The sequence below is a fragment of the Corynebacterium faecale genome (genome assembly GCF_030408735.1).
Classification (GTDB): Bacteria; Actinomycetota; Actinomycetes; order Mycobacteriales; family Mycobacteriaceae; genus Corynebacterium; species Corynebacterium faecale.
On sequence record NZ_CP047204.1, the window covers coordinates 304,286 to 316,513 of the forward strand.

Annotated in this window: 8 protein-coding genes and 1 pseudogene; 6 read left to right on the forward strand and 3 right to left on the reverse strand. The window is 59.4% G+C overall.

Going from position 1 to position 12,228, the window contains the following annotated elements; genetic code table 11:
- The first annotated feature begins 1 nt into the window (after nucleotide 1).
- From CFAEC_RS01400 to CFAEC_RS01415, 4 genes are all read left to right on the forward strand, one after another.
- Nucleotides 2–637, forward strand: coding sequence for an MBL fold metallo-hydrolase (locus CFAEC_RS01400; protein WP_290278124.1), 636 nt, complete (start codon nucleotides 2–4; stop codon nucleotides 635–637).
- A 120-nt stretch (nucleotides 638–757) separates the two neighbouring features.
- Nucleotides 758–1,960 (forward strand): MFS transporter, encoded by a 1,203-nt coding sequence (locus CFAEC_RS01405; protein WP_290278126.1) that lies wholly within the window; start codon nucleotides 758–760, stop codon nucleotides 1,958–1,960.
- Nucleotides 1,961–1,993: 33 nt separating this feature from the next.
- Nucleotides 1,994–2,929 (forward strand): NAD-dependent epimerase/dehydratase family protein, encoded by a 936-nt coding sequence (locus CFAEC_RS01410; RefSeq protein ID WP_290278128.1) that lies wholly within the window; start codon nucleotides 1,994–1,996, stop codon nucleotides 2,927–2,929.
- A gap of 134 nt (nucleotides 2,930–3,063) precedes the next feature.
- Nucleotides 3,064–5,727: an exonuclease domain-containing protein gene (locus CFAEC_RS01415; RefSeq protein WP_290278130.1), complete on the forward strand. Its 2,664-nt coding sequence runs from the start codon at nucleotides 3,064–3,066 to the stop codon at nucleotides 5,725–5,727.
- Between the two features lie 36 nt (nucleotides 5,728–5,763).
- Here the strand turns inward: CFAEC_RS01415 and CFAEC_RS01420 are convergent.
- The 3 genes and pseudogenes from CFAEC_RS01420 to ppgS all read right to left on the reverse strand — a co-directional run bounded on the left by CFAEC_RS01420 (nucleotide 5,764) and on the right by ppgS (nucleotide 8,432).
- A pseudogene (locus tag CFAEC_RS01420) lies at nucleotides 5,764–6,916 on the reverse strand (IS3 family transposase).
- A gap of 416 nt (nucleotides 6,917–7,332) precedes the next feature.
- Nucleotides 7,333–7,701, reverse strand: coding sequence for a DUF2304 domain-containing protein (locus tag CFAEC_RS01425; protein WP_290278132.1), 369 nt, complete (start codon nucleotides 7,699–7,701; stop codon nucleotides 7,333–7,335).
- Nucleotides 7,698–8,432: a polyprenyl-phospho-N-acetylgalactosaminyl synthase PpgS gene (gene ppgS, locus CFAEC_RS01430; RefSeq protein WP_290278134.1), complete on the reverse strand. Its 735-nt coding sequence runs from the start codon at nucleotides 8,430–8,432 to the stop codon at nucleotides 7,698–7,700. Before ppgS ends, CFAEC_RS01425 begins: the two co-directional genes overlap by 4 nt.
- Before the next feature lie 373 nt (nucleotides 8,433–8,805).
- Between ppgS and CFAEC_RS01435 the strand changes: the two genes are divergently transcribed.
- Nucleotides 8,806–9,915: a glycosyltransferase family 2 protein gene (locus tag CFAEC_RS01435; RefSeq protein WP_290278136.1), complete on the forward strand. Its 1,110-nt coding sequence runs from the start codon at nucleotides 8,806–8,808 to the stop codon at nucleotides 9,913–9,915.
- 198 nt (nucleotides 9,916–10,113) lie between these two features.
- A complete protein-coding gene (locus tag CFAEC_RS01440; RefSeq protein WP_290278138.1) occupies nucleotides 10,114–12,192 on the forward strand; it encodes a bifunctional metallophosphatase/5'-nucleotidase in 2,079 nt (692 codons plus the stop codon).
- Nucleotides 12,193–12,228: the final 36 nt, after the last annotated feature.

The window sequence follows — 12,228 nt, forward strand, 5'->3', positions numbered from 1 at the left end:
CATGGCACATCATGATTTGAGAGTAGAAAACATTGTCACCTCCGGGATCTTCGCCCTCGACGGCGGGGAATGGGAGGTGGACAACAACATCTGGATCGTGGGCAACAACGAAGAAGTCTTCATCATCGACGCCGCCCACAACGCCACCCCGATCATGAACGCCGTGGGTGGCCGCAAGGTGAAGGGCATCCTGTGCTCCCACGCCCACAATGACCACATCACCGTCGCCCCTGAACTGGCTGCGGAATTCGACGCACCCATCTTCGTCCACCCGGGGGATCAGATGCTGTGGGAGGAAACCCACGGTGACCTCAAGCACGAGGATCTGGCCAATGGTCAGAAATTCGAGATCGCCGGCACCGAACTGCACGTGCTCACCACCCCGGGCCATTCACCAGGCTCCTGCTGCTTCTACCTTCCCGAAGCAGATGAGCTGTTCTCCGGTGACACCCTCTTCCAGGGCGGACCGGGTGCCACAGGGCGCAAATACAGCTCCTTTGACACCATCATCGAATCCCTGCAGACCTCCATCCTGGATCTGCCCGCAGAGACCACCGTGCGCACCGGACACGGCGACCACACCACCATCGGTGCCGAGGCACCGCATCTGGAGGAATGGATCCGACGGGGTCACTAGGCTGACCGACTGGGGTAAAGCAATCAAATCACCCCCCAATGAGGGCGGAACGATCGTACTGTTTACGGTTGTTCTGCCTTCTTCGCTCCATATTCCGGTGTGACCCATAACATAGCCAGCATGAATGTGAATAAGCGCGGACAGCGACAGGTCTGGCTGGCGGTGGCACTCTCGGTATTCACTGTGGCATGGGGCGGAAATGAATTCACCCCGCTGCTGGTGCTCTACCGCGAACAGGGCATCTTCACCGACCTGTTCATCGACATGATGCTGGTCTGCTACGCCGTCGGCGTGGCCGTGGGACTCCTGGCCGGTGGCCCACTCTCAGACCGTTATGGTCGACGCGCACTCATGCTCCCCGCACCCCTGATCGCAGCACTCGGCTCAGCATTCATCGCCTCGGGCGAAGAACTGGGGCTGCTCATGGCGATCGGTAGGACCCTGTCGGGTATCTCCGTGGGCATGGCCATGACCGTGGGCGGCTCCTGGATCAAGGAACTATCCCATCCACGTTTTGAGCCCGGGGTTAAAGCCAGCGAGGGTGCGCGCCGGGCATCAATGTCTCTCACCGCGGGTTTCGCCCTCGGCCCGGCGGTGGCGGGAGTGATGGCACAGTGGTTGCCCTTGCCCGGTCAATTGCCGTACCTGCTGCACATTGTGTTGTCCCTGGTCCTGCTCCCGATCATCCTCACTGCCCCGGAAACCCGCCAGTCCGCACACCTGCAAATCAAGGGCTCCTTCTGGGCCGATATTCTGGTCCCCTCGGTGAAGAACAAGCGTTTCCTGTTTGTGGTGGTTCCAATGGCACCGTGGGTGTTCGGTGCGGGCTTTGTCTCCTATGCCATTTTGCCCACCCTCCTGCGGGACATGGTGAGCGCTTCGGTGGCCTACTCGGCGCTGATCGCTCTGGTGACGCTGGGATCGGGTTTTGCCATCCAGCAGTTCGGCCCTCAGATCATGGGGGAGAGCCGTACCCGGGGACCGATCCTGGCCATGGCCGTCACCGTGGTGGGCATGGCGGGATCAGTGTGGGTGGCAGCAGATCCGCATCCGTGGTGGGCGCTGCTGGTCTGCGCGATACTCGGATTGTCCTATGGTCTGGGCATGTTCATGGGACTGGCGGAGACGCAACGGATCGCCACTCCGACCGACCTGGCAGGGCTCACAGGAATCTTCTATTGCTTGACCTATACCGGCATGATCTTCCCCGCGGTGCTCACGCGGCTTAGTGATTTCTTCACCTATCCGCAGATGCTGGGATTCGGTGCGGTGGTGGCCGTTCTCTGCCTGGGGATCGTGAGTGTAACGGCTCGTAAACTCTGACAGCTTCCGGTGTGCAGGGTTAGAGTAGTCTGCATGCGTACTGTAGTTACCGGCGGCGCCGGCTTTATCGGATCACATCTCACCGACCTGCTCATTGCCAATGGGCATGAGGTTGTGGTGATTGATAATCTCTCCCGCGGCCGCCTGGAAAACCTCCACGATGCCCAGGCCACCGGCAAGCTGACCTTTGTGGAAGCCGACCTGTTGGATGTTGATTTCAACGAGTTCCTGGCCGAGCACACCCCCGAGGTGATCTTCCACCTGGCTGCCCAGATTGATGTCCGCCACTCCGTGGTTGACCCACTCCATGATGCCGAGACCAATATCCTGGCGACCATCCGCATTGCCGATGCCGCCCGCCAGCACGGTGTGCGCAAGGTGGTGTTCACCTCATCCGGTGGTTCCATCTACGGTGAGCCCACCGAGTTCCCGGTCAGCGAGGACATCCCGGTGGATCCACATTCGCCCTATGCGGCGTCCAAGGTCTCCGGTGAGATCTACCTGAACACCTACCGCCACCTCTATGGACTGGATTGCTCCCACATCGCACCAGCCAATGTCTATGGACCCCGCCAGGATCCCCACGGTGAGGCGGGAGTGGTGGCCATCTTCTCCCAGCGTCTGCTCTCCGGGGATGCCACCCGCGTCTTCGGTGATGGTGGCAACACCCGCGACTATGTTTATGTCGGCGATGTGGTCCGCGCCTTCTACCTGGCATCAGGTGAAATCGGTGGCGGCATGCGCTTCAACATCGGCACCTCCGTGGAAACCTCCGACCGCCAGCTACACACCCTGGTGGCAGAGGCCGCCGGCTCCAAGGACGATCCGGAGTTTGCCCCGGCCCGCCTGGGTGATGTTCCCCGCAGCGCACTGTCCTACGGCCGGGCCAAGGAAATCCTGGGCTGGGAACCTGAGGTGGATATCAAACAGGGTGTGGCCAACACGGTGGAGTACTTCCGCCATAACTAGGGCTGGTAGGGGCTATCCAGGCAGGGCGGCCTGCCGAACGGTAGTTCGAGCGGAATCTGGAGTGTGTCCGTGTCCCGGATAAACTCAAGCCTTATTATCACAACACTAGAATTCAAAAGGGAAGAAAACCGCCTGTGACCAAAGCATCCTTCGTCATCATTGATCTCGAGACCACAGGGCTGAGCCCCACGGATCGGGTTGTTGAAATCGGGTTGGTCCACTTGGATCGCGATGGCCATGTTGAACGGCGATGGGACACGCTCATAAGGCCGGAAAGGACTATCCCCAACACCCATGCCCACGGGATCAGCACCGACGATGTGGCGGCTGCACCCACATTCGGGCAGGTGGCGGCAGAATTGGTGGAGCTTCTGAAGGGCAGGATCATCGTCTCCCATGATGTGGATTTCGGTCTTCGATTTCTTGTGAATGAGTTCTCCCGTCTGGGTGTGGATCTTGATTTCTCCATCAACTCCCTCGGTACCAAGGAACTTTCGCAGAAATACCTCCCCGGTGGTCCCAGCCGCCTGGAGGATTGCCTGTCCGCCATCGGGCTGGAACACCCCCGTCCGCACGTGGCTTCGGCAGATGCTGACGCCACAGCGCAACTGTTTGCGCATCTTCTGCCCATGATCGGGGAGGATCTGCGACCCGTATGGCCGTGTCATATCCCACGGCGCCGTTTTCCAGACAAGGTGGCAATGCCATGCGCCCGCGACGATGTTGCCACGACGGATCCGGAGGGGGAAACCGTGGGCATCGGACGGGCCACAACCACACTGAACCATCCTGATAATTCACTCGGTGATCATTCGGGGATCTTCCCGTGGCGGTCGGCCACCGCCGTCGATGCTTCGAGTATGCAGAGCATCGTGAGGGAATGGATTGATCGATATCCGGAGCACCCACTTTTCCAGATGTCTCCGGTGTTGAGCGCCAGCCTCATCCCCAATCTGGGGGAACAGCGTACTGAAGCCATGCAGTTCTGGGTGGATCGATATCCCGAGCCCTTGACCGCTACTGTTGAACTTCTGGCCGATATTCCCGGGGTGGATGGATTCCAACTCGAGGAAATGGTGCAGCGGGTCGTCATTTCTGCCTTGGGTTCCACCGATCTAGATGGAGATTCTCTGCTCAGTAGGCAGATAGATTATGACATCGCAGAACCCAGGACACTTCTGTTGCCACCTGAGCTACAGACAGTATGGCATTGGTGGATTCTGATGGGATCCACGCTGGATCTGACAGCAGCGCCGGAGCCGGTGCTCGCGGCGATGAACGTGGTGGATAGCCTCTCAGAGGTTGCAGAAGTGGAACAAAGGTTGTGGGGTCAGGTGGTCAGCGAGTTGTCCGAATTCGTGGCTGGGGATCCACGTTTCCGTATCATCGCCCGAGACCGCTTCCTCGGGAAAGCGACTCTTGATGCCCTCGGCATAACAATGGGAATCACCCGTGAACGTGTCCGCCAATTGGAAAAACCTCTCCGCGAGCGCGCCCGATCAGTCGGTCCCATGGTCCAGATGATCCGGGCAGCCCTCGTACAGAGGTTCGCACCGTTCACCACCATTGAAGAGATCTACCGCGAATACCCACAGCTGAAAGCTCCCTCACCATTTGAAGGGCATTCTCTGCTAAGCGCCATCACCGGGTTGTCCGGCGATTTCGAGCTTGACGGACGCTGGTGGCAGACCACCGGGGTAGATGCCCAAATCGCCGAGCAATTGACCGAGGCCTCAGATGATTACGGCATTGTTGAACCGGAGGAACTCGCCACCCGGCTGGGAGTCGGGGAGCGTTTATTGATGGACCGACTCAGGGAAACAGGCCGCTATAGGATCGGGTTCTACGAGGGCAGGGTTCTTACTGCAATCACCAACTATGGGGACCGTTGCCTAGCTGTGCTGCACCTGGCGGGAGAAGCTTTGACATCGCAGCAGATCATTGAGCGGCTCCCGACCGGCAACGCCCGCTCACTGTCCAATGCTTTGTCCATCGATGACCGATTCATCCGCAGCGCACACGATACCTGGTCATTGAGGGAATGGGGACTTGAGGAATTCACCACGATAGCCGGTCATATCGGCAAGAGGCTGGATGAAAACGGTGGATCATACCCGTTGGCCTCGCTCTTGGAGGAGGCGGAATCTCTCCGCATCTCCCAAAGCTCCATTCGGGCCTTCGCCACCAGCGGGGAATACATAGTGGCAGACGGTATGATCACGAAACCGGAGATACCTGTCGAGAATACCGCTCTCCCAGAAGAGGTCAAAGGTCTCTACCATCGGGACGGCGCCTGGCATCTGCTACTCACCGTCACTTTTGATCACCTCCGTGGCTCAGGAATGGCCATCCACAAGGGCATTCTGGCTCTTTTCGGGGTGCCATTCCTCGGGAAGGTCGCAGTCCCGAGCAGGTTAGGGGACCAGATAATCGGCTGGGGGCGCACCAACGGAACCTGTTCCACCATCCGTCGATTCCTTGATGATATGGGGGCCAAGGAGGGCGACCGTATCTGGCTGTGTTTCGATCCGGAAAATGGTTTCGATGTCCGACCGGCTACCCCACGTCAATCTCCCGAGGATTCCGACCCGCGTGCGGAGCTGCTCAATCTCACTGGTCTCGACGATTGCATCACCGGGAATATGAACGCAGTGCAGATCCTGAATACCGCCATCGGTCTAGAATTTGGAGCTCCACTCCGTCGCACCGTGGCGCGGTTACGCCACCGCAACGAGGAACATCTCATTCCACTTGTCAGCAATCTCAGTCAGGCATGGTCTCCGAGGCTGGACCGGTAGAACAAACGGGGTGCAGTTATGGATACTGGGGTTTAATCAAGATTCGATAGTGAGTGTAGCTGATCCGGCTGCTTCGAAGGTGTTTGGTGAGCGAGAACCGCACCACGAGTGCAAGCGCCTGGTGTTGAGAGCTGAATGCACCACCGGAACACGTCCCGACGACATACCAGCTGACTGGCGAAAACAGGCCAGTCCTTCAGGACTTCCCGTTTCAGCGTGGCGCTGAACGACTCAGCCATCGATCCGTTCACACAGCTTGCGGTATTACTCAGAGGTATAGACGCTGCTGTCATCGAGTGGAAAATCACCCAGTCAAGGTTGCCTCGGCCCCCGTGGGCTATCGCGAGCGCCTCCTCGACCAACTCGGTACGCATATGATCGGCGATCGCGAAACCGGTCAACAGCCACGAATAGCAGTCGATGATGGTGGCCAGATACATATTCGACCAATCTGCGATCGGCAGATACGTAATATCGCCGACGTAGATTGTGTTCGGTTTCTCCGCGGTGAACCGGCGTTTCAGAAGCTCTGGACACTTAGGAGACCGTTGCGTAGGCACGGTGGTCTTTACCCGGCGTTTTTGGTGTAGCCGAACAGGCACATCTGCCGCAACAACCTGACGGTGCGCTGTGATTTAGACGGTCACCATTGCCCGGTTCGCTGGCGGGATCGGCATTGATAGCCGCAGTCAGGCGTTTCGCCCCATAACAGCCGTTCTCGGCTGTGAACACGGTCTTGATCCTCGCTCCCAGCACCGCGTCGTCGATAAGGCGCCGCCGGCGGGTAGAAGCAGCAGACGTCCATGAGTAGTACGGGGACCGGTTGATCTTCAGGACCTCACATAACCGCTTGACCTCGTAGAGGTCTCGGTGGCCGCAGGCGAGCTGAAAGTGGCTTACCAGTTCGTCTCTCGCCGGGAAAATGATTTGTGGCCTTGCGCAGGATCTCTCGTTCCACTCGGAGCTCGGCGTTTTCGCGTTCCAGCACGCGGATGCGTTCGGCGTCGGAGAGTCCTTCAGTAGGGATCCGTGTGCTGTTGGATGCGGTGATCGGGCTGGGGACTTTCTCGCCGTTGGTGTTAGTTTTGGTGCCGGTGCCGAAGGCGTCGAGTCAGGTGCATAGGCAGTTGCGGTTGACCCCGAGATCGGTGGCGATGGCGTTGAGCATTGCTCCGGGGTTGACTCGTATAACAAGACTTCCGTCACGTTTGAACTGCTCGGTGTGCCTAGCGTGGCATGGTGGAAAGGTGCCTCACTTCCCCAGCGAGATGCTGGTTTCAGCGTGTCCACCACCAGGGGATCAGGTCCGACCCTGGAGACAGTGCGATTATCTGCTCTCGCTCCAGGCCACCACGCCCCTTGACTTTTTCAGCACACCCCGGGGCGGCAGCTCTGGGTGTGTCAATTTTTTCAACCATGCGAGCCATGAGAGTTCGACTTTTTCGACACGCCCACCCCGCAGAGCACCCCGTGCGGGCGAATCGTCTTTTTCGCCTTCCAAGCTCCCGAAAACCGGCCCCACAACACTGTTTAACCACCCAACTAACATGCACCCACCCTTGAATGCATACGGCCAGCGTCAACCCCTTTAAGTAGCCCTCTCAGCTATTTCTGCACAGAGTCCTCCGGTAGCACCGGATTCTGCAGTGCAACCGCGCGCGCCAGCTTGGCGTAGCGCAACTCCAGCTCGCGGAAACGCACATAACTGGACAACGTGGTGAAGATGAACGCCACCACCAGCACATACAGCAATAGATCGGTGCCTCGGCCCACGCCGACGAAATGCGCAAGCGCGGTAAGATCCTCCGGACGCAGGACCGCCCACACGGCGGCCAGGATGAAGACCACGAAACCGATCTTCACCCAGGCCTTAGCGCGGGCTTTACGACGGTTCTGCAGGAAATACACCGACAAACCAGCCGTGGCCAGCAACAACAACACCTGGATGATGATCTGGGTGGTGGAATCGGTCATGGCAGCCTCCTGGCAAGGAATCCATCGGCGAGGATATTCACGCCGTTGAGCAGGGACTGGCCCTTACTCATTGAGTATTCGGTGTAGAGGATATCCACTGGCTCCTCTGAAATGCGCCACTCATTGTCCACGATCTGATCGATGAACTCCGAGGCATGCGACATGCCATTCATCCGGATATTCAGCTCCTGGGCGACCTTCTGGTTGAACACGCGCAGCCCATTGTGAGCGTCGGTCAACCCCAGTTTGCGGGTCTTCGGCGACAACATCACCACCGTGCGCAACACCACGCGCTTGATCCACGGCACCTGATCATCCTCTTTGCGCGGGCGGCCGAAACGGGTGCCCACCACAATATCCAGCTCCTCCTGGCGCAGACGACCCACCATCCGGACCACGTCTTTCACCTGATGCTGGCCATCGGCATCGAAAGTGACAAAGAACTGCGCGCCGGGTTGCTTGCGGGCGTATTCCACACCGGTCTGGATCGCTGCACCCTGACCAAGGTTCACCGGGTGATTGACCAGGTGGGCGCCGGAGGCGTGGATCTCTTCAGCGGAATTATCGGGCGAACCGTCATTGACCGCCACGATGTTGGGGAAGGTCTGCCGTGCATTGATCAGGACCTCCCGGATGACCGAGCCCTCGTTATAACAGGGCACGACCAGCCACGTGTCACTGAAATCCGGCGAAGCGTGCGCGCCGGTGTCGCTTGTGTGTGTCGCATCCATGATGTTCACATAGCCTAGTGCATTTCAGTCGCTCTGCCTGCAGAGCATGGGTTTATCCACAAAATGGGGTGAGCTTATCAGGGGCTAATCCATCACCCGGCTCCATCACCCGGCTCCATTATCCGGCGCGGCGTACTGGTGGGGGCATCCATGCTGGAGGTGCGCCCTGTGCCTGGGGTGTGTGGCCTGCGTGCCCTGTCCCCTGTGCCGCGCGGACAACCTCCCCCGCCTTCGCGCCGGCAATCGCGAGCGCCCTAAAAGCCCCTGCCCCCGCATTTTGCACCCCGGTGAGCAGACCTGGGGCGGGTAAGCTTGCACGCGTCGGAGAGGCGCACCAGCGTCCAAGCATCATCATGAAGGAGCCAGATTGTCGATGAGCGACAACAGCATCGGTGTGGTCATTGTGTCCTATGGCCATGAGCAGGATGTGGCGAACCTGGTGGATTCCTTCGCAGGTCAACTTCGTGATGGTGATCGCGTGGTGGTGGTGGATAACCGCAAACCCTGGGTGTTGGAATCGGTGGTGGGGGAGCGTCTCCTTGCCCACAATTCGTCCAACCGCCGCAACGGTAATAGCCACAACGGCAGCTCCCACAACCGGGTGGAGATCATCAACCACGACAACGGTGGGTTCGCCGCCGGGTGCAACGTGGGTGCAGCTCGCATCCAGGATGAGGTGGATCTGCTCTTCTTCCTCAATCCGGATACCGTGATCGAGGATCCCACCCTCTTTGACACCCTCCGTCGGGTGGATGATCAGTGGGCTGCCTTCATGCCTTATCTTCTCCTGCCAGATGGCACCATCAACTCCGCGGGTAATGCGCTGCATATCTCCGGGCTGTCCTGGGTGACGGGCCTGGATGAACAGCCCGTGGGCCTGCACCCCAATGAAGCCGATGACACCCCGGAGGTCACGGATATCTCCATTGCCTCCGGCGCCTGCCTGGTGGTGCGCACGCTGTGGTGGAAGCGCCTCAACGGCATGGAGGAGCTCTACTTCATGTACCACGAGGACACGGATTTCTCCGCCCGTCTGCTGCTCGCCGGCGGACGCATTGGTCTGGTCCATTCCGGTTATGTCACCCACCACTATGACTACGCCAAGGGTGATTACAAGTGGATCTACATTGAGCGCAACCGCCATGTGTTGCTGCTCAGTGTGCTGCCGCTGCCCACGCTGGTGGTGCTCATCCCGCAGATTCTCGGTGCGAACCTGGGTCTGTGGGCGATCGCGGCGAAGGAGAACCGCCTGGGCCTGAAGGTGACATCCCTGCGTCTGCTCATTCGTGATCTGCCCAAGATCCTCGCCCTGCGGGGGAAGTCCCAGCAGCTTCGTGCCCTCACCCCCGCGGAGTACCTGGAGAAGATGGAGTGGCGTTTCGATAACCCCAATCTCGGCGCGCTGGGCACCAATAAGACCGTGAACAGGATCTACAAAGCCTATTACCAGGCCTGCCGCGCGATCCTCCGCCTTTTTGCTTAGCCGCGTTCCCCTCATCCCCTCCCGCACGCCCCACCCACCCCGACCGGGGGCAGGGTGGGTGAACCTGCGGGGCGCGATGAGTGAATTCTCAATTAATACTACTTATATGGGACCTAAAGTCCCTGCTCATGCATTTTCTCATCGGTTTCAATACTTCTGTTAATGAACGCCCGCTTCCCCACAGGAGAATTTGAACAAATGAAGAGGCTTTCCCGTACGGCACTCGCTGTCGTCACCGCCACCGGACTCGGACTGGGTGCGCTCACCGTTCCCGCCTACGCGCAGGACAACTCCGTCGAGCTGAACATTCTCGGTATCACCGATTTCCACGGGCACATCCAGCCGGCCGATGGTGAGGCCGGTGCAGCAGGTCTGGCCTGCTACGTCGAAGCTGAGCGCGCAGATAACCCGCTCACCAACTTCGTCACAGTTGGCGACAATATCGGAGGCTCCCCATTCGTCACCTCCATCCTGCAGGACAAGCCCACCTTGGATGTGCTCAACGCCATCGGTGTGGATGCCTCCGCATTGGGCAACCACGAGTTTGATGCAGGCTATGAGGACCTCACCCAGCGTGTCTCTGTTGATGGCACCGGTCAGGCGCAGTTCCCGTACCTCGGCGCCAACGTCGTCGGCGGAGTCCCGGCTCCCGCAGGCAGTGAGATCGTTGATCTCGGTGGTGTGAAGGTCGGTTATGTCGGCGCTGTCACGCAGGAGACCGCCACGCTGGTGTCCCCGGCAGGGATCCCGGGTATCACCTTCACCGCTGATATTGAGTCCATCAACACCGAGGCAGCCCGCATCGCGGACGAGGCTGATGTCATCATCGCCCTCATCCATTCCGGTGCTTCCGCCAATGATGCCTTCTCCACGGATGTGGATGTGGTTTTCGCTGGCCACACCCACCAAAACCGGATTGAGACCGGCCCAGCACGTGAGGGCAAGCAGCCCCTGGTGATGATCCAGGGCTGGGAGTACGGCAAGGCCATCTCCGATGTGGAGATCACCTTCGATCGCGCTGCCGGTGAGATCACCGATATCGATGCCCGCAATGTGTTAGTCGATGAGATCCTGGCAGCCTGCGATGCCGTTTCCGGAAACGAGGTCGTGGCCAATGTTCAAAACATTGTGGCTGCTGCCAAGGATGCTTCCGCTGAGGCCGGCCAGGCGGTTGTCACCACCATCGAGAACACCTTCTACCGGGGTGCCGATTCTGCAGGCGCATATGGCAGCAACCGTGGCGTGGAATCCTCCCTGAACAATCTCCTGGCAGAGGCCGGACTGTGGGGCATGAACGAGCTCACCGCACTGTCTGCAGATATCGGTGTGATGAACGCCGGTGGTGTGCGTGCAGACCTGGCCGCCGGCGAAGTCACCTTCGCTGACGCCTACCTGGTCCAACCTTTCGGCAACACTTACGGGATCGTTGACATCACCGGTGCTCAGTTCAAGGAAGCTCTGGAGCAGCAGTGGAAGGATCCTGAAGGTGAGCGCCCGCGCCTGGCTTTGGGTCTGTCCAACAACGTCCAATACTCCTTTGATGAAACCCGCGATGCCGGTGACCGCATCACCCATGTCACCGTCAACGGTGCACCGATTGATCTCGAAGCGACCTACCGCGTGGCCGGTTCCAGCTTCCTGCTCTCCGGTGGCGATAGCTTCGACGCCCTGGCAGCGGGCAGTGATGTCCAGGATTCCGGCATGGTTGACGTCGATCTTTTCAACGCCTATCTTGCCGCCAACCCGGGTGCAGAGGTCCGCAATGATCAGTCCTCCGTGGGGATTTCCCTCGACGGCCCAGCTGTTGCCGAGGATGGAGCTCTCATCGCCGGTGAAGAACTCACCATCAACCTCTCGTCCCTGTCCTACACCGGTGGCGAACTCAAGCCGACCACCGTCACCGTGAAGCTCGGTGCAGCGGAAGCCACCGCCGATGTGGACACCACCATCCTCCCGAACCTGGACAACACCGGTACCGCCACCGTCACCGTGACTGTCCCAGCTGGTGCAACTGCACTCGCCCTGGAGACCGACGCGGGCACCACCTTCTCCCTGCCTGTCACCGTGGCCGAGGAGCCTGTCAATGATGCACCACGCACCGGTTCCTCCGCCGGAGAACTCGTTGGAGTTGCTGGTATCTTCGCAGCTCTGGCCAGCGTCGTTGGTTTCGTCTTCAGCTCCGTCATGGGTGTAGCCCTCCCACCAGCACTGGCACAGTTCCCAGCACTGGTGCAGCTCAACGCACAGATCCAGGCGATTGCAGCGCAGTTCAAGTAGTTTCCTGCTGAGCCCACCTGAAAAGATCCCCAGTTC

Coding starts and splice junctions, on each gene's coding strand:
- CFAEC_RS01400 (WP_290278124.1), top strand. CDS start 2: ATGGCACATCATGATTTGAGAGTAGAAAACATTGTCACCTCCGGGATC.
- CFAEC_RS01405 (WP_290278126.1), top strand. CDS start 758: ATGAATGTGAATAAGCGCGGACAGCGACAGGTCTGGCTGGCGGTGGCA.
- CFAEC_RS01410 (WP_290278128.1), top strand. CDS start 1,994: ATGCGTACTGTAGTTACCGGCGGCGCCGGCTTTATCGGATCACATCTC.
- CFAEC_RS01425 (WP_290278132.1), bottom strand. CDS start 7,701: ATGACCGATTCCACCACCCAGATCATCATCCAGGTGTTGTTGTTGCTG.
- ppgS (WP_290278134.1), bottom strand. CDS start 8,432: ATGGATGCGACACACACAAGCGACACCGGCGCGCACGCTTCGCCGGAT.
- CFAEC_RS01435 (WP_290278136.1), top strand. CDS start 8,806: ATGAGCGACAACAGCATCGGTGTGGTCATTGTGTCCTATGGCCATGAG.
- CFAEC_RS01440 (WP_290278138.1), top strand. CDS start 10,114: ATGAAGAGGCTTTCCCGTACGGCACTCGCTGTCGTCACCGCCACCGGA.